At 64.5% G+C, this 16,487-nt stretch carries 15 protein-coding genes; 12 read left to right on the top strand and 3 right to left on the bottom strand.

The window, feature by feature from the left end; translation table 11 throughout:
* Positions 1-5: 5 nt before the first annotated feature.
* A complete protein-coding gene (locus NKH21_RS13920) occupies positions 6-494 on the bottom strand; it encodes a hypothetical protein (protein ID WP_352865580.1) in 489 nt (162 codons plus the stop codon).
* Between the two features lie 77 nt (positions 495-571).
* Between NKH21_RS13920 and NKH21_RS13915 the strand changes: the two genes are divergently transcribed.
* The 3 genes from NKH21_RS13915 to NKH21_RS13905 all read left to right on the top strand — a co-directional run bounded on the left by NKH21_RS13915 (position 572) and on the right by NKH21_RS13905 (position 4,054).
* Complete coding sequence (locus NKH21_RS13915; RefSeq protein ID WP_352666093.1) at positions 572-1,852, top strand: glutamate-5-semialdehyde dehydrogenase; 1,281 nt, start codon at positions 572-574, stop codon at positions 1,850-1,852.
* 250 nt (positions 1,853-2,102) lie between these two features.
* Positions 2,103-2,690: a nicotinate-nucleotide adenylyltransferase gene (locus tag NKH21_RS13910; RefSeq protein ID WP_352666237.1), complete on the top strand. Its 588-nt coding sequence runs from the start codon at positions 2,103-2,105 to the stop codon at positions 2,688-2,690.
* Between the two features lie 74 nt (positions 2,691-2,764).
* On the top strand, positions 2,765-4,054 hold the full coding sequence (locus NKH21_RS13905) for an MFS transporter (protein WP_352865577.1): 1,290 nt from the start codon (positions 2,765-2,767) through the stop codon (positions 4,052-4,054).
* A gap of 26 nt (positions 4,055-4,080) precedes the next feature.
* On the opposite strand, the gene NKH21_RS13900 is transcribed toward NKH21_RS13905, so the two are convergent.
* On the bottom strand, positions 4,081-4,938 hold the full coding sequence (locus NKH21_RS13900) for a mechanosensitive ion channel family protein (RefSeq protein ID WP_352666095.1): 858 nt from the start codon (positions 4,936-4,938) through the stop codon (positions 4,081-4,083).
* 239 nt (positions 4,939-5,177) lie between these two features.
* Between NKH21_RS13900 and rsfS the strand changes: the two genes are divergently transcribed.
* From rsfS to NKH21_RS13860, 8 genes are all read left to right on the top strand, one after another.
* The gene (gene rsfS / locus NKH21_RS13895; protein WP_023678068.1) at positions 5,178-5,555 is read left to right on the top strand and encodes a ribosome silencing factor; all 378 of its coding nucleotides are present in this window, start codon (positions 5,178-5,180) and stop codon (positions 5,553-5,555) included.
* Between the two features lie 61 nt (positions 5,556-5,616).
* Positions 5,617-6,099: a 23S rRNA (pseudouridine(1915)-N(3))-methyltransferase RlmH gene (rlmH, locus tag NKH21_RS13890; RefSeq protein WP_352666096.1), complete on the top strand. Its 483-nt coding sequence runs from the start codon at positions 5,617-5,619 to the stop codon at positions 6,097-6,099.
* A gap of 151 nt (positions 6,100-6,250) precedes the next feature.
* On the top strand, positions 6,251-7,594 hold the full coding sequence (locus NKH21_RS13885) for a murein hydrolase activator EnvC family protein (RefSeq protein ID WP_352450875.1): 1,344 nt from the start codon (positions 6,251-6,253) through the stop codon (positions 7,592-7,594).
* The gene (locus NKH21_RS13880; RefSeq protein WP_352489210.1) at positions 7,595-8,920 is read left to right on the top strand and encodes a S41 family peptidase; all 1,326 of its coding nucleotides are present in this window, start codon (positions 7,595-7,597) and stop codon (positions 8,918-8,920) included.
* Between the two features lie 202 nt (positions 8,921-9,122).
* Positions 9,123-10,322, top strand: a complete 1,200-nt coding sequence (locus tag NKH21_RS13875) for a divergent polysaccharide deacetylase family protein (RefSeq protein WP_352865573.1) — start codon at positions 9,123-9,125, stop codon at positions 10,320-10,322.
* A 1-nt stretch (position 10,323) separates the two neighbouring features.
* Positions 10,324-10,845 carry an RNA pyrophosphohydrolase gene (locus tag NKH21_RS13870; RefSeq protein WP_352666098.1) on the top strand — a complete coding sequence of 174 codons (522 nt, stop codon included), beginning with the start codon at positions 10,324-10,326 and terminating at the stop codon, positions 10,843-10,845.
* Between the two features lie 29 nt (positions 10,846-10,874).
* A complete protein-coding gene (alr, locus tag NKH21_RS13865) occupies positions 10,875-12,026 on the top strand; it encodes an alanine racemase (protein ID WP_352865571.1) in 1,152 nt (383 codons plus the stop codon).
* 66 nt (positions 12,027-12,092) lie between these two features.
* On the top strand, positions 12,093-13,421 hold the full coding sequence (locus NKH21_RS13860; RefSeq protein WP_352666238.1) for a D-amino acid dehydrogenase: 1,329 nt from the start codon (positions 12,093-12,095) through the stop codon (positions 13,419-13,421).
* 38 nt (positions 13,422-13,459) lie between these two features.
* Here NKH21_RS13860 and NKH21_RS13855 read toward each other — a convergent pair whose 3' ends face one another.
* Positions 13,460-14,341 (bottom strand): LysR family transcriptional regulator, encoded by an 882-nt coding sequence (locus NKH21_RS13855; RefSeq protein ID WP_352666100.1) that lies wholly within the window; start codon positions 14,339-14,341, stop codon positions 13,460-13,462.
* A gap of 379 nt (positions 14,342-14,720) precedes the next feature.
* Between NKH21_RS13855 and NKH21_RS13850 the strand changes: the two genes are divergently transcribed.
* Complete coding sequence (locus tag NKH21_RS13850; protein ID WP_352666101.1) at positions 14,721-16,217, top strand: CoA-acylating methylmalonate-semialdehyde dehydrogenase; 1,497 nt, start codon at positions 14,721-14,723, stop codon at positions 16,215-16,217.
* Positions 16,218-16,487 lie beyond the last annotated feature (270 nt).

Raw genomic sequence — 16,487 nt, 5'->3', positions numbered from 1 at the left:
GCGCGCTACTGGTCAGGCTCATGCGGCCATTTGGGTGGGTTGCGATATCGATCCTGAAAGTCCTGGTATATCTTCAGAAGTTCGCTGCAACCTCCCAACTCCGCTTCGATGCCGGCCTTGGCACGTCGATCCACTTCGGCTTGGGGAACATCCTTGTCGTCTTCGACGACGAGATCGCGGATGAGCGCGTCAGTCGTCATTGCTTCTGCCCCTTTTTCCTCTTCCATCCTTTTTTTGAATTCCGCCTCAAGCCGAGCGCGCGGCCCACATCCATGCAACTCTTCAACAACGACGTCGATCTGGGAAAGCGGTGTCGGTGGCGCGCCGCAATAGCGCTCAGCGAGTGCGAGGGACATCATCGAGCTTACCATAAGCATGGCCTTGCCGTCGGGGCTCTCTCCGGGTTCAAACTTGTCGTCGCAGTAGTCGGCGGCACGGAGGCCTGTCGGTACGAGGATCGCGCCGAGAGCAACGAGGATTATAACTCTCTTCATTCTGCTTCCTCAAATTTGCGGCCATTGCCGGGAAGGCTGGCCGCGTGTAAATCCACCAGCGTCACTGGATCGGTCAAATGCTGAACAAACACCAAGGCGATGATGTAGCCAGTTTGATGGCACGGATAGGCCGCAAGGCGCGCGCTGCCGCCCGACCGCTGGCCATTGCGAACACTGCCGCCAAGAATGCCGCGCTCCTCGCCATGGCCGACGCCATCATCGCCCGTGAGCAGGACATTCTCGATGCTAACGCCATCGATGTTTCGAATGGTCACGAATCCGGGCTTTCCGCCTCCTTCATGGACCGGCTGAAGCTCGATCCGGCCCGCATCCGCGCCATGGCAGACGGTATCCATGAAATCGCCGAGTTGCGCGATCCAGTCGGCGACGTCATTGCGGCATGGGACCGGCCGAACGGGTTGCATATCGAACGGGTGCGCACGCCGCTCGGCGTCGTCGGCGTCATCTATGAGAGCCGGCCTAACGTGACCGCCGATGCCGGCGCGCTCTGCCTCAAGGCGGGCAATCCGGTGATCCTGCGCGGCGGTTCGGATTCGGCGAATTCTTCCGCCGCGATCCATGCCTGCCTGGTCGAGGGGCTGAAGGCAGCCGGGCTGCCGGAGGATGCCATACAATTGGTGCCGACCACCGATCGCGCCGCCGTCGGCGAAATGCTGAAAGGGCTTTCCGGCAATCTCGAAGTCATCATTCCGCGCGGCGGCCGCAGCCTGGTCGAGCGTGTGCAGAACGAGGCGCGGGTGCCGGTGTTCGCCCATCTCGAGGGCATCTGCCATCTCTATATCGACCGATCGGCCGATCTCGACATGGCGGTCAAGATCGCGGTCAATGCCAAGATGCGGCGCACCGGGGTGTGTGGTGCTGCCGAGACGCTGCTGGTCGACCGTGCCGTCGCCGCCACGCACCTGGTGCCGATCCTCGAGGCCCTACAGGCGGCAGGCTGCGAGATCCATGCCGATACCGAGGTGCTGAAGCTTTATGCCGATGCCCAGCCGGCGAGCGATGCAGACTGGGTGACCGAATACCTCGACGCCATCATTGCTGTGAAGCTGGTCGACGGCATTGGCGGCGCCATCGAGCATATCGAGAATTTTTCCTCGCATCACACCGAGGCGATCATCGCCGAGGATGCAAACGCCGTCGAACGGTTCCTCAACGAGATCGATTCGGCGATCCTTCTGCACAACGCCTCGACGCAGTTTGCCGATGGCGGCGAGTTCGGCATGGGCGCCGAGATCGGCATCGCCACCGGCAAGATGCATGCACGCGGGCCGGTCGGCGTCGAGCAACTGACCTCGTTCAAATACCGCGTACGCGGGTCGGGACAGGTGAGGCCTTGAGTCCGTTCGCAGTCAGAGCCTGAGAGGCGTGCGCCCAGCCACCCCCCTCTGTCCTGCCGGACATCTCGCCCGCAAGGGGGGAGATCGGATGTCGCATATACTTTCGCCAATTTTCGATGTCGAACTAAGGGCGCCGGGGATGAAGCTGACAATCTCCCCCCTTGCGGGCGAGATGCCCGGCAGGGCAGAGGGGGGTGCCTGACGCATGCTTGCCTTGTCCGAACATGCCATATCCTCCCGCTACCTCAAGATGCCGCATGCCGGGAAAGGCGTGGCGGTCGGGCTTTTCGGCGGCTCGTTCAACCCGCCGCACGCTGGCCATGCGCTGGTCGCCGAGATCGCACTCAGACGCCTTGCGCTCGATCAGCTGTGGTGGATGGTGACACCCGGCAATCCGCTCAAGAATGCCGGAGACCTGGCGCCGCTGGCCGAGCGGCTGCAGCTATCCGAAAAGATCGCGAAGAACCCAAAGATCAAGGTCACCGCATTCGAGGCGGCCCACCGCGTCCGCTTCACAGCGGACACGCTGGCGCTGGTCAAGGCGCGAAATCCGGGCGTCGATTTCGTCTGGATCATGGGCGCCGACTCGCTTCGCGACTTCCATCGCTGGCAGCGCTGGCGCCGCATCGTCATGACGTTCCCGATAGCGGTGGTTGACCGGCCAGGCGCGACGCTGTCGTTCCTGTCGTCGGTGGTCGCCAAGACGTTCGACTATGCCCGCGTCGACGAGGGCGACGCACCACTGCTCGCCCGCATGGACGCGCCGGCCTGGACCTTCATCCACGGGCCGCGTTCGTCGCTGTCGTCCAGCGCGATCCGCAAGGTGGCAAAGGGCTGAGCCAACACGGAGGGCAAGACCGCTGATGTCGCTTTTGCCGCTGCCTCGACCAGCTTGATGGGCGATCCTCGGTCATGACGATTCTCGAGCGCGACCAGGACAAGAACGGTCTAGGGCAGCCGGCGCCGGCGATCGCCATTGCCAGCATCCTCTTGTCGATGGCGCTGATCGCCGTCGGCAACGGGCTGATGTTCGCTTATATCCCGGTCCGGCTCGGCGCCGAGGGCTTCGATCCGACATGGGCGGGACTGATCGTCACCGGCCTTTCGGCTGGCGGCCTCGCCGGCTGTATCCTGACCGGGCCGCTGGTGCGGCGTGTCGGCCATGCTCGCGTGTTCATGGTGCTGTCGGCACTGATAGTGCTGTCCAATGCCGCGGTGGGCGCCGGGCCCCACCCATTGCCATGGATCGCGGCACGGGCGCTCTACGGCTTTGCCATATGCGGCCTGTTCATCGTCGCGCAAAGCTGGCTGAACGATGTCGTCGCCAACGCCATCCGCGGCCGGGTCATGGCTATCTTCTACGTTGCCTATGTCGCCGGGCTCGGCGTCGGCTATTCGACACTGGCGTTGATCGATATCCGCGCGGCCGACGCGCCGCTGATCGGCATTGCCTTCACCGCGCTGTCGATCCTTCCCGTCGGGCTGACGCGGCTCGCGCAGCCGCCGGCGCCGCAAGCGGCCTCCGTGGCGCTCGGCAGGGCCTGGCGGATCTCACCGGTCGGCGTTGCCGGCATGCTTGCCGTCGGCGGCCTGTCGATGACCATTTCGGGTTTTGCGCCAATCCATGCCACCGCCAAGGGCTACAGCCAGGCCGACGTCGCCTTGCTGCTTTCGGCAATGCCGGTCGGCACGCTGATCCTGCAGATTCCGCTCGGCTGGATTTCCGACCGCACCGACCGGCGCTTTGTGCTGATCGCGGCGTCGGCGCTTGCCGCCGCGGCGGGCCTGTTTGCCCTCGGTTTCGACGGTGGCGCGCTGGCGGCGCTGCTCGTCATCTACGTCGTCTGGGACGGCGCCTCGGAATCGATCTACTCTCTGGCCAGCGCCCATGCCGGCGACCGCGCCGGCAAGGACGATATGGTGGCGCTGTCGAGCTCGCTCTTGTTTGCCTGGTCGCTGTCCGGCTTCGTCGTGCCCGGCATTGTGACCGGGCTTTCCGCCATCCACGGCACGCAGGCCTTCATCTATGTGGCAATCATCATTGCCGCCGCCTATTGCCTGTTCGTTCTTTGGCGGGTCGTCATGGTGCGGCCGGTGCCCGCCACCGAGACCGGCAGTTTCGCGCCGATGACGGCGCAGGCGCCGTTGCCCGTCGATCTCGCCTTCGCGCCCGAAGGTCAGCGCGGGCGCGGAGAGCTTTGAACGCCCTCCAGCTGGTTTCAAATGCTTTATTGCCGTGTGGCTGAGGCATCGGGCTGCGGCGCTTTCGGCGCCGGCGCCGGGACCGAAAGGCCCTCGGCATCGAACGCCTGCTTGACATTCTTGGTGAGGTCGATCTGGGCGGCGAAGAAGTCGGCGGCTGCCGTCCAGTAGCGCAAGGTGATGGTGACGGTGCTATCGCCGACGGTTGCGACAAAGGCGATCGGCGCCGGCTGCCGCCTGACACGCCGGTCGGCGGCGGCAACGCCAAGCATGGTCTTTTGCGCGAAATCGATGTCGTTCCACGAGCCGATGCTGAGCGTGATGTCGCCGCGGCGCACGCCGTTGCGGGTGAAATTGCGGACCGGCTGGTTCCACAGGGTCGAGTTGGGTGCAAGCACGTAGACGCCCTCGACCGTTCTCAGCGTAGTGGCAAACAGCCCGATCTCCTCGACAGTACCGGATATGGCGCCGACTTCGACATATTCCCCGATGCGGAACGGCCGCAGCGCCAGGAGCATGATACCGGCGGCAATGTTCTGCAGCGTGCCTTGCAGCGCCAGGCCGATGGCCAGGCCGGCAGCACCGATAGCGGCAATGATCGAAGCCGTCTGCACGCCGAACTGGCCGAGAACCATGATCACGACCAGTCCCAGGATGGCGTAGCGGACGACCTGCGAGAAGAAATGGCGGAGCGTTTCGTCGAAACCGTGAACGTGGCCGAGGCCGGCGTAGATCGAACGCTCGGCGAGGCCGGCGACGATGTAGCCGATGACCAGCAGGATGACGGCGCCGACCGCCGAAAGCGAGTAGGAGACGATCAGCGTACTGAGTTGCGCAAGGCCGGATTGAACAGTGAGGAGAGCGTTCTGGGGATCGATCGGCATGTCGGGATTCCGGTTCGTGGATGAGCCGATAACCGCTGCGGGGCGAGGCGGTTCCGAATTTCTCGCCCGGAAAGCCCGATATTCGGCCGCTGCCGGGCGCCTGCTTGCGAGCGGTGTCTTGAAACTGCAACCTAACTCTGCCTATCTAAGCAGTGTCACCTGATTTCATAGGTGATTTGGTTGTTCTTGCTGCGAAAGGAAATACACTGAGAACAGCACTTCGGAAGAAGGCCGACATCGTGCCTTCGCCGGCCGGGATCAGCGTAAACGACGCCGTGTCCCGCGCCATCAAGACAGTCCTTGCCAGTCTGGAAGACTCCAAGGCCGAAAACATCGTCTCAATCGACATTCAGGGGAAATCGAGCCTCGGCGACTACATGGTCGTCGCATCGGGTCGATCGCACCGTCATGTCTCGGCTGTTGCCGATCATCTCCTCAAGGCGCTCAAGGATGCCGGGCTCGGCACGGCGCGCGTCGAGGGGCTGGCTGGCGCCGACTGGGTCCTGATCGATTCGGGCGACATCATCGTCCATGTCTTCCGTCCCGAGGTCCGCGACTTCTACAATCTCGAAAAGATGTGGCAGGCGCCTGATCTCGAGGAGGAGACCCTCCACTGAGCCGTATTCGTCTTGATGCATGTCGTTGTCCGACATGCATCAGCGGCTCTTCGAGGCAAGGATGAAGATTACCGTTCATGCCGTGGGCCGAATGAAAGCCGGCCCCGAGAAGCAGTTGGCCGATCGCTATTTCGAGCGTTTTGCCAAGAGCGGTCCTGCCGTAGGCCTCGAATTCGCCGGGATCGTCGAGATTGCCGAAGGCCGCGCGCAGACGGCCAATGAGCGCCGGCGCGAGGAAGGCCTGAAGCTGCAGACGCACTTGCAGCCGGGCACGGCGCTGATGCTGCTGGATGAGCGCGGCAAGAACCTTTCCTCCGAGGATTTCGCCGGCCGCATAGGTTCGCTGCGCGATGGCGGGCGCAAGGCGCTGGTGATTGCCATTGGCGGCGCCGACGGCCATGACCAGTCGCTGCGCGACCTGGCTGATCTGACGGTGTCGCTCGGCGCGCTGACCTGGCCGCATCAGCTGGTCCGCGTGATGCTGGGCGAGCAGCTTTACAGGGCGGCCACGATCCTTTCCGGCCACCCCTACCATCGTTCATGAAGTCGGCTTGGTCGGCGAATTGATGCCAGCCGCCCGGATTTTTGCCCCAATGCTCATCGACAGTTTGGGCGCATGGGGTTTGCGGATGGCGGCCGGGGCTCGAACATGGTTGATGGTTCGTTAACGAAGCCGCGCATAGAGTTAGGCTTCAATGTCTGAAGACTGGAAATCACGAACGGGCTCCTGGCGCGTACGCTACGGCATCGCCGTGGCGACGATCGCGCTTTCGCTCGGCGTCGCGCGGGCCGAGAACACGCTCGACCTGGCGCCCGACCCGGACCAGAGCCGCGCCGAATACGAAAAAGTATCGAAAGAGATCACGCTGTCGTCCGAGCGGCTGGCCAAGCTCGCCGCCGACATAGCAGCGGTCAAGAAGGACCACGCCTCGATCACCGCGGCGCTGATCCAGTCGGCGATGACCGAGCAGAAGCTCGGCCAGGACATCGAGGACATTGGCGGCAAGCTGGAAGGGCTGAAGGCGCAGGAGCAGAAGATCCGCGCCTCACTGGCCGCCAGACGCGACGTTCTGGCCGAAGTGCTCGGCGCGCTGCAGCGCATGGGGCTCAATCCGCCGCCGGCGATCCTGGTCAAGCCGGAGGACGCATTGTCGTCGGTGCGCAGCGCCATCCTGCTCGGTGCCGTGGTGCCGGAACTGCGCCAGCAGACCGACATGTTGCTGGCCGATCTCAAGGAGCAGTCGCGGGTGACGGCCTCGATCGAGGCCGAGCGGGCGCGGCTGACGGCAGCGGTCGGCGAGCAGGCGGCGGAAAAAAAGCGGCTCGGCATGCTGCTCGAAGCCAAGCAGAAGCTCGCCGCCGATACGCAAACCGCGCTGGCCGCCGAAAAGCAGCGATCCGCGACGCTGGCGGCCAAGGCCGGCAGCCTGAAAGAACTGATCGCATCGCTCGAGGCCGACAGGGCCCGCAAGGCGGCGGATGCGGCCAAGGCAGCCGAGCAAAAGACCGCGGACGCCGACAAGGGCCCGGCATCGGCTGCGGCGCCGACGGAATTGGCCTCGCTGCCGGTGCCGGAGAGCAACAGGCTCACCGCTGCCGCGCCGTTTTCCGCGCTTCAAGGGCAGATCGCGCTGCCGGTCACCGGCAGGATCAAGCGGCGCTTCGGGGCCAACGACGGTAACGGCGCGGTGATGCTCGGTGACATGGTTGCGACACAATCGGGAGCCATCGTCACAGCGCCGGCGGATGGAAATGTGCTTTATGCGGGGCCTTTCCGCTCTTACGGTCAACTCTTGATCCTGAATGCGGGTGACGGCTATCATGTCGTCCTGGCGGGGATGAGCAGAATCAGCGTCGCGTCTGGCCAGTCGGTGCTCGCAGGTGAGCCGGTCGGCGCGATGGGAGAGGCCCGGGTGGCGAGCACCTCGGCATCGAAGAATGGAAATGCCACGCCGGAGCTCTATGTCGAGTTCCGCAAGGATGGAAAACCCGTCGATCCGGCCCCATGGTGGGCGGACCGTTTTTCTGGAAGGACGTGAATGATGCGGAAACTGTCGCTTCTGTTTGCCGGTGCGCTAATGGGTGCATCGGCGATGAGCCTGGTCTATGGCGCGCCCGGCTCGACGGCGAAGGCTGCGGGCTCCGAGACCTATAAGCAACTGGCGATCTTCGGCGACATCTTCGAACGGGTGCGGGCGAATTATGTGACACCGCCCGACGACAAGTCGCTGGTTGAAAATGCCATCAACGGCATGCTGTCCTCGCTCGACCCGCACTCCTCCTACATGAACGCCGAAGAAGCGCAGGACATGCGCGTGCAGACCAAGGGCGAGTTCGGCGGCCTCGGCATCGAGGTCACCATGGAGAACGATCTGGTCAAGGTAATCACGCCGATCGACGATACGCCGGCCGCCAAGGCAGGCGTGCTCGCCGGCGACTATATCGCCAAGATCGACGGCGAGGAGGTTCGCGGCCTGACCCTCAACGACGCCGTCGAGAAGATGCGCGGGCTGGTCAATACGCCGATCAAGCTCACCATCCTGCGCCAGGGCGCCGACAAGCCGATCGAACTGACCGTCGTGCGCGATATCATCAAGGTCAAGGCGGTCAAGTTCCGGGTCGAAAACGACATCGGTTACATGAAGATCACCTCCTTTACCGAAAAAACCTATGACGACCTCGAGAATGCCATCGACACCATCAAGAAGCAGGTGCCGAACGACAAGCTCAAGGGCTACGTGCTCGACCTGCGCCTCAATCCGGGCGGTTTGCTCGACCAGGCGGTGAGCGTGTCGGATGCCTTCCTCGACCGTGGCGAGATCGTCTCGACGCGCGGCCGCGATCCGAAGGACGTCACCCGCTTCGACGCGCGGGCCGGCGACGACATCGGCGGCAAGCCGCTGATCGTGCTCGTCAACGGCGGCTCGGCCAGTGCCTCGGAAATCGTCGCCGGCGCGCTGCAGGATCTGCGCCGCGCCACAGTGGTCGGCACGCAGTCCTTCGGCAAGGGTTCGGTGCAGACCATCATCCCGCTTGGCGAGAACGGGGCGCTGCGGCTGACGACGGCGCTCTATTACACGCCGTCCGGCAAGTCGATCCAGGGCAAGGGTATCACGCCCGACATCAAGGTCGACCAGCCGCTGCCGGCGGAACTGCAGGGCAGGGACCTAACGCGCGGCGAATCCGACCTCAAGGGCCACATCAAGGGCGCCGACGAAGGCACGACCGGTTCGGGTTCGGCAGCCTATGTGCCGCCGGAACCGAAGGACGATTTGCAGCTCATCTTTGCCGAGCAGCTGCTGCGCGGCCAGAAGACCGATCCGGCGTTCCCGCCGAATCCGCAAAAGGCCGTGTTGAACCAGTAAGGACGGGCAAGCCGGGCCAAACAGGTCTGGCTGCCTGAGCGAAGCGATGCGATGCTGCCGGGGCCGCGAGGCTCCGGCAGTTTGATTCGGGGCTGCGGCCGGCATGTTGCGCGTCCAGTGAAGCAAGGGGACGCGCCGACATTTTGGATTTTGCGCCTCCGGAGAAGGTTTTACTTCGGGGATGCACGCCGGGGGTGCGGGCTTGGCTGATATCGGCAAGGACATAGAACGACCGCTCGGACAGGCGATCCGGCCGTCGCGCTCAGGCAGCGGGATCAGCGCCGGTGCGGTCGCGGCCGCACTTGTCGTGCTGTCCGTGGTCGGCGTTTCCAGCGCGATCGCCTTGCGCGACAAGCCGTTCCGGAGGCTGCAAGAAGTAGCCGTTTCGGCGCCAAAGACGCCGGCGGCGGCGGATACCGCCGTGGCGCCGGCCAAGGCGACGCCCGACGTGGCAGCGCCAAGCAACGCAAGTGGGGCCAATATAAGCGAGCCGAAGACGGGCGGTCCGCAGATCATCCATGTCCAGACCAAAGAGGGCGACGGTCCACCCGAGGCGGCCATCGTCATTCGCGACCCTTCGACGATCGGCCAGAACCTCAGGATCGCGCACATTCCCGACAAGGCCCTGATCGAGGCCAGCGAGACCGGTCCGCTGCCGATCCGCGCCGCCGACGGCCGGCGCCCATTCGATGTCTATGCGCGGCCGTGGTCCGGGGCTCGCGGCGCACGCGTGGCGCTCGTCATCGGCGGTCTTGCCGTGTCGCAGACCGGCACGCAGGCAGCCATCGCCAAGCTGCCGGCGGAAGTGACGCTGGCCTTCGCGCCGCAAGGCAACAGCATCGGCCGCTGGATGCAGGTGGCGCGGCAGAGCGGCCATGAGGTCATCATGCAGGTGCCGCTCGAGCCGTTCGACTATCCGAACGTCGACCCCGGCCGCAACACGCTGACCGTGGCTGCGACGCCGGACGAGAATTTGAAGAATTTACGCTGGGCGCTGTCGCGAACGACCAACTACACCGGCGTCATGAACTATATGGGCGCCCGCTTTTCGGCCGACGCGACGGCGATGGGGCCGCTGATGGCCGAGCTTGGCAAGCGTGGCCTGGCCTATGTCGACGACGGTTCGTCGGCGCGCAGCCTGGCACCCGAACTGGCGCTGAAGGACGGCGTACCGTTCGTCGGCGGCGATACGGCGATCGACGCGGTGCAGGACCGTGGCGCCATATTGAAGAAACTGGATGGGCTGGAAGCGACAGCGCGTGCGAAAGGGTTTGCCGTAGGCATCGGCTCGGCCTTCGACCTGACGGTGGATACCGTGTCTTCCTGGGTGACCGAGGCCAAGAAGCGCGGCATCGAGATCGTGCCGGTTTCGGCGGTGGCGATAGATCCGGAAAAAGGCTGAGATGGCAAAGAACAAGCTCGTTGACCCCGAGACGCTACCCTACCGGCCCTGCGTAGGGGTGATGGTCCTCAATGGCGACGGCCTGGTCTGGGTCGGCCGTCGCATTGCCGAGCCGGACAGCGAATTCGCTGGAACGACGCAGCTCTGGCAGATGCCGCAGGGCGGCATCGACAATGGCGAGGAGCCGCTGCCCGCGGCGGAGCGCGAGCTCTACGAAGAGACCGGCATGCGCTCGGTGTCGCTGCTGGCCGAGGCGCCGCACTGGATCAACTACGATCTGCCGGCGCATCTGGTCGGCGTCGCCTTCAAGGGACGATATCGCGGCCAGACGCAGAAATGGTTTGCCTTCCGTTTCCACGGCGACGAAAGCGAGATCGAGATCAATCCGCCGCCGGGTGGCCACAATGCGGAGTTCGACCGGTGGGCGTGGCGGCCGATGCTGGAATTGCCGGGTCTGATCGTGCCGTTCAAGCGCAAGGTCTACGAGGACGTGGTGGCAGCGTTCCGGCACCTGGTGGCGTAGCCGCCGGCCTTCCGCTAAAACAGGTCGGCATGAACGATATCTCCAGCAAATCTCTTCCGCTGACCGTCACCCTGGGCGAACCGATCAGCGAAGCCGCGGCGGGGGCGATCCTGACCATCGATCTCGGCGCCGTCCGTGAGAACTACCGGCGGCTGAAGGCGCGGCTGGACGGCGTCGGCTGTGCTGGAGTGGTCAAGGCCGACGGTTACGGGATTGGCGCGGCGCCGGTAGCCGCCGCACTGATGGCTGAGGGCTGTAATACTTTCTTTGTTGCGCATTTGGCCGGCGGCATCTTGCTGCGCAAGGCGCTCGGCTCAGACCCGGCCATTTATGTGCTGAACGGCATTCCGCCGGGTGCGGAAACGGAAGCGGTTGCGGCAGGGCTTTGCACCGTCGTCAACAGCGCCAGCCAACTCGCGGCATGGCGCGAGACGGCCGGGCGGGTGGGCCGTAAGTTGCCGGCCGCCGTCCAGGTCGACAGCGGCATGTCGCGGCTCGGCATGACGCCGTCCGAGGTGAAAGCCGTGGCGCACGATCCGCAGGCCTTCGACGGTGTCGAACTGACATTCATGATGAGCCATCTCGCCTGCGCCGACGAACCCGAGCAACCGGCCAACGAGCGGCAGCGGCTGGAATTCGAACGGCTGCGCCGGATGCTGCCGGAGGCGCCGGCTTCGCTTGCCAATTCATCGGGCATTTTTCTCGGGCAGCGCTATCACTACGACCTCGTCCGTCCGGGTGCCGCTCTCTATGGCATCAATCCGACGCCGGCGAAGGACAATCCGATGCTGCCGGTGGTGCGATTGCAAGCCAAGGTCATCCAGACGCGGATATTGGAGGCCGGCGCCGGTGTCGGCTACGGCCACACTTTCCATGCTAAGACCCCGCTTGCCGCGGCGACCATTTCGCTCGGCTATGGCGATGGCTGGCATCGACGCGCCGCTTCTGTCGCCTGGTTCGAAAATGTGCGGCTGCCCTTCGTCGGCCGGATTTCGATGGATACGATCATCCTCGACATTTCCGCACTGCCGCCCGGCAGGCTGCAGGCCGGCGACCTCGTCGAACTCATCGGGCCGTCGTCGCAGACGGTGGACCAAGTAGCCGGCCAGGCCGGCACCATCGGCTATGAGGTCTTGACCAGCCTCGGCCACCGTTCCCACCGGCGCTATGTGAATGGCTAGGACGCAAGCTTGTTGTCCTCACGCATGTCTTTTCCCTAAGCATCGGCACTTGGCTGACGCCACAGAATCCGGCAGACAGAAGGCGGCGATGATCCCGCTCTCGAATCCCGACGAGGTGCCGCCGCGGAGAACCAAACGATGAAGATCTTCGTGCTGGGCGGCGGCGTGGTCGGGGTCACCACCGCCTATTTTCTTGCCGAGGCCGGCCATCAGGTGACGGTGATCGATCGCCAGAAAGGCCCGGCGCTGGAAACCAGCTTTGCCAATGCCGGCGAGATCTCGCCCGGCTATGCCTCGCCCTGGGCCGGGCCCGGCGTTCCGCTGAAGGCCATCAAATGGCTTTTGATGAAGCACGGTCCACTGGTGGTGCGACCGGCCCTCGATCCGCATATGTGGATATGGCTGGTCAAGATGCTGCGCAATTGCACGGCTGAACGCTACGCGCTGAACAAGGCGCGCATGGTGCCGCTGGCCGAGTACAGTCGCGACACGCTGAAGGCGCTGCGCGAGGCGACCGGCATCGCCTACGACGAGCGCGCCAAGGGCACGCTGCAGCTCTTCCGAACGCAAAAGCAGCTCGACGGCGTCGGCGGCGATGTCGAGGTGCTGAAGACCTATGGCGTCCCCTACGAGGTCCTCGACCCCGACGGCTGCATTGCGGCCGAGCCTGGGCTGGCCGGCGTGCGCGAAAAATTCGTCGGTGGCCTGCGGTTGCCGGGCGACGAAACCGGCGACTGCAAGATGTTCACCGACAGGCTTGCCGAGCTTTGCGCGGCACGCGGCGTCACCTTCGAATACGACACGGAGATACGGCGCGTCGTCAAGAAGCGCGATCGCATCACCAATATCAGCACCAGCAAGGGCTGGATGGTCGCTGATGCCTATGTGATGGCGATGGGCAGCTATTCGGCGTGGTTCATGCGCATGCTGAAGCGGCCCATCCCGGTCTATCCGGTCAAGGGCTATTCGATCACCCTGCCGATCAAGGACGCCGCCGCCGCACCCGTCTCGACCGTGATGGACGAGAGCTACAAGGTAGCGATCACCCGGCTCGGCGACCGTATCCGGGTCGGCGGCACAGCGGAGATTTCCGGCTTCGACCTGCGGCTGCACGAATCGCGGCGGCGCACGCTCGAACATTCGGTCGGCGACCTGTTTCCGGGCAGCGGCGACATGCGGTCGGCGACCTTCTGGTGCGGGCTGCGGCCGATGACACCGGACGGGCCGCCGCTGATCGGCCGCACAGATTTCTCCAATCTCTATCTCAATACCGGCCATGGCACACTCGGCTGGACCATGGCCTGCGGCTCGGCCAAGGTTCTGGCCGACATCATCTCCAGCCGGGTGCCAGACATCGACGTCGGCGATCTCGGGCCGGGACGATACGCCAAGTAAGACCCCAGCAGCCTAAGACAGCCAGCGGCCGATAGGCTTCACGCGAACAAACCCCTGTCCCGTTCGACGGCCTTGGTGATGAAGCTCGAGACGATCTGGACGCGGCGCAGCGGCCTGACCGATTCATGATAGACCAGCCAGTAGGCGCGGCGGATGGGTGCGACGATATCGAGGGGCACCAGCTCCGGCATCGAGCGGGCAACGAAGGTGTGCAGTATGCCGATGCCGGCACCGGAACGCACCGCTTCGGCCTGGCCGAGCGCTGAGGAAATGGCGAAGCTGGTGCGCCAGTCGGCGCTGAATTCGGCCGCGTAGTCGAGCGAGGGACTGACGATCAGGTCCGGCACGTAGCCGATCAGCGTATGCTGGCCTAGCTCGGCGGCGGTTCCGGGCAGGCCATGCGTGTCGGCATAGGCCCGCGACGCGAACAGGCCGAGCGTGTAGTCGACCAGCTTTCCCGCCACCAGGCGGCCTTCCGTCGGCCGTTCGACGGTGATGGCAATGTCGGCCTCGCGCCGGGACAAAGAGAAGGAGCGTGGCACCGGCACGAGCTGGATGGTGAGCTCACGGTGTAGAGCGGTCAGCGCGCCGAGGCGCCTGGCCAAGAAGGCGACGCCAAAACCGTCCGGCGCGCCGATGCGCACGGTGCCCGAGACGTCGTCGCCTTCGCCTGAAACAGTCGAGCGCGCGGCGATCATGTCGCCCTCCATGCGTTCGGCGATCTCGAGGAAACGCTCGCCCGCCGGCGTCAGCTCGCTGCCGGTGGTAAGCCGGCGAAACAGTTTTGTCCTGAGCGCATCCTCGAGGGCGGCAATGCGGCGCGAGACGGTCGCGTGATTAAGCTCCAGCCGCCTGGCAGCGCCCAGGATCTGGCCGGCCCGCGCCACGGCAAGGAAGATGCGGGCATCATCCCAGTTCATCGGGATGGTCCGGATGATAACGATTACAGCAGCGCTCTACGGCGCCCCCCTCTGTCCTGCCGGGCATCTCCCCCACTTGGGGGGAGATCGGCCGGCCGCTCCGGCGGCGACTTTCTTGCAACGTTGCTGGTTGGCGAAAGCGGATATGACAGCCGATCTCCCCCCAAGTGGGGGAGATGTCCGGCAGGACAGAGGGGGGCGCGAAGAAACTCAATTTCTCAATCCCATGGCGTACACCGCACATCTCTACCATTTGCGCGATTTAATGCACAGGCACCGCTCGCACTCTATTTTCTGCACAACGGTTGCGTTTTCGCTCGCGTTGCCATCGCTCCCGCAAAGGCGGACAATGCCTCATCACGAACCAGGGAGAGAGATCATGATCGAATACGGTCATTTCATCGGCGGCAAGCGCGTCGCCGGAACCAGCGGCCGCAAGCAGGACGTCATGCAGCCGATGGATGGCACAGTGCGCGGCACGGTGGCGTTGGCGTCGCAGGCGGAATTGCGCGCGGCGGTCGAAAACGCCAAGGCGGCACAGCCTGGCTGGACGGCGACCAATCCGCAGCGGCGCGTACGCGTCCTGATGCGGTTTCTCGAGCTGGTCGCCAAGGAGTATGACGCGCTAGCCGAGATATTGGCGCGCGAACACGGCAAGACCATCGCCGACGCCAAGGGCGACATCCAGCGCGGCCTCGAAGTGGTCGAGGTCTGCATCGGTGCGCCGCATATGATGAAGGGCGAGTTCACCGATGGCGCCGGCCCCGGCATCGACGTCTATTCGATGCGCCAGCCGCTCGGCGTCGTCGCCGGCATCACGCCGTTCAATTTTCCGGCGATGATCCCGCTGTGGAAGATCGCGCCGGCCATCGCCTGCGGCAATGCCTTCATTCTCAAGCCGTCCGAGCGCGATCCGGGCGTGCCGATGCGGATTGCCGAACTGTTCATCGAGGCCGGCCTGCCTGCCGGCATCCTTAACGTCGTCAACGGCGACAAGGAAGTGGTCGACGCCATCCTCGACGATCCCGACATCAAGGCTATCGGATTCGTCGGCTCGACACCGATCGCCCAGTACATCTATTCGCGCGGCTGCGCGGCCGGCAAGCGCGTGCAGTGCTTCGGCGGCGCCAAGAATCACATGATCATCATGCCGGATGCCGACATGGACCAGACCGTCGACGCGCTGATCGGCGCCGGCTACGGCTCGGCCGGCGAGCGCTGCATGGCGATCTCGGTGGCCGTCCCGGTCGGCAACGACACCGCCAACCGGCTGATGGAAAGACTGGTGCCGCGCGTCGAGAGCCTGAAGGTCGGTCCGTCGACGGATTCTTCCGCCGATTTCGGCCCGCTGGTCACGGCGCAGGCGCTGGAGCGGGTCAAGGGTTATGTCGATATCGGAGTCAAGGAAGGTGCCAAGCTGGTCGTCGACGGCCGCGGCTTTTCCATGCAGGGCTACGAGAACGGCTACTACATGGGCGGCTGCCTGTTCGACAACGTGACCGCCGACATGCGCATCTACAAGGAAGAGATCTTCGGGCCGGTGCTGTCGGTGGTGCGCGCGCCAACCTACGAGAACGCCATCAAGCTCGCCAACGAGCACGAAATGGGCAATGGCGTCGCCATCTTCACCCGCGACGGCGATGCGGCGCGCGACTTCGCCTCACGGGTCCAGGTCGGCATGGTCGGCATCAATGTGCCGATCCCGGTGCCGATCGCCTACTACACCTTTGGCGGCTGGAAGGCGTCCTCCTTCGGTGACCTCAACCAGCACGGGCCGGACGCGTTCCGCTTCTACACCAAGACAAAGACGGTAACGTCGCGCTGGCCGTCCGGCGTGAAGGATGGCGCCGAGTTCGTCATCCCGACGATGAATTAGCCGGACGGTTCTCTGTCTGTGCGTCCTCGCCTTCGGCTTCGGGCGCGCGGGCGGCGTGAAGGATGGTGCCGAGTTCGTCATCCCGACGATGAATTAGCCGGACGGTTCTCTGTCTGTGCGTCCTTGCCTTCGGCTTCGGGCGCGCGGGCGGCGTGAAGGATGGTGCCGAGTTCGTCATCCCGACGATGAACTGATCCAAATCGCGGAAAGCAGACAAGGCCCGGGCACCAAGCTCGGGCCTTTTTGTCGCGGTCTTCATCGGCATGAACA

Source organism: Mesorhizobium sp. M1329 (assembly GCF_040318035.1).
Lineage (GTDB): Bacteria > Pseudomonadota > Alphaproteobacteria > Rhizobiales > Rhizobiaceae > Mesorhizobium.
This window is presented reverse-complemented; position numbering and strand designations above follow the sequence as displayed.

Coding starts and splice junctions, on each gene's coding strand:
- NKH21_RS13920 (WP_352865580.1), bottom strand. CDS start 494: ATGAAGAGAGTTATAATCCTCGTTGCTCTCGGCGCGATCCTCGTACCG.
- NKH21_RS13855 (WP_352666100.1), bottom strand. CDS start 14,341: ATGAACTGGGATGATGCCCGCATCTTCCTTGCCGTGGCGCGGGCCGGC.
- rlmH (WP_352666096.1), top strand. CDS start 5,617: ATGAAGATTACCGTTCATGCCGTGGGCCGAATGAAAGCCGGCCCCGAG.
- alr (WP_352865571.1), top strand. CDS start 10,875: ATGAACGATATCTCCAGCAAATCTCTTCCGCTGACCGTCACCCTGGGC.
- NKH21_RS13915 (WP_352666093.1), top strand. CDS start 572: ATGCTGAACAAACACCAAGGCGATGATGTAGCCAGTTTGATGGCACGG.
- NKH21_RS13910 (WP_352666237.1), top strand. CDS start 2,103: ATGCCGCATGCCGGGAAAGGCGTGGCGGTCGGGCTTTTCGGCGGCTCG.
- NKH21_RS13885 (WP_352450875.1), top strand. CDS start 6,251: ATGTCTGAAGACTGGAAATCACGAACGGGCTCCTGGCGCGTACGCTAC.
- NKH21_RS13900 (WP_352666095.1), bottom strand. CDS start 4,938: ATGCCGATCGATCCCCAGAACGCTCTCCTCACTGTTCAATCCGGCCTT.
- NKH21_RS13880 (WP_352489210.1), top strand. CDS start 7,595: ATGATGCGGAAACTGTCGCTTCTGTTTGCCGGTGCGCTAATGGGTGCA.
- NKH21_RS13850 (WP_352666101.1), top strand. CDS start 14,721: ATGATCGAATACGGTCATTTCATCGGCGGCAAGCGCGTCGCCGGAACC.
- NKH21_RS13870 (WP_352666098.1), top strand. CDS start 10,324: ATGGCAAAGAACAAGCTCGTTGACCCCGAGACGCTACCCTACCGGCCC.
- NKH21_RS13905 (WP_352865577.1), top strand. CDS start 2,765: ATGACGATTCTCGAGCGCGACCAGGACAAGAACGGTCTAGGGCAGCCG.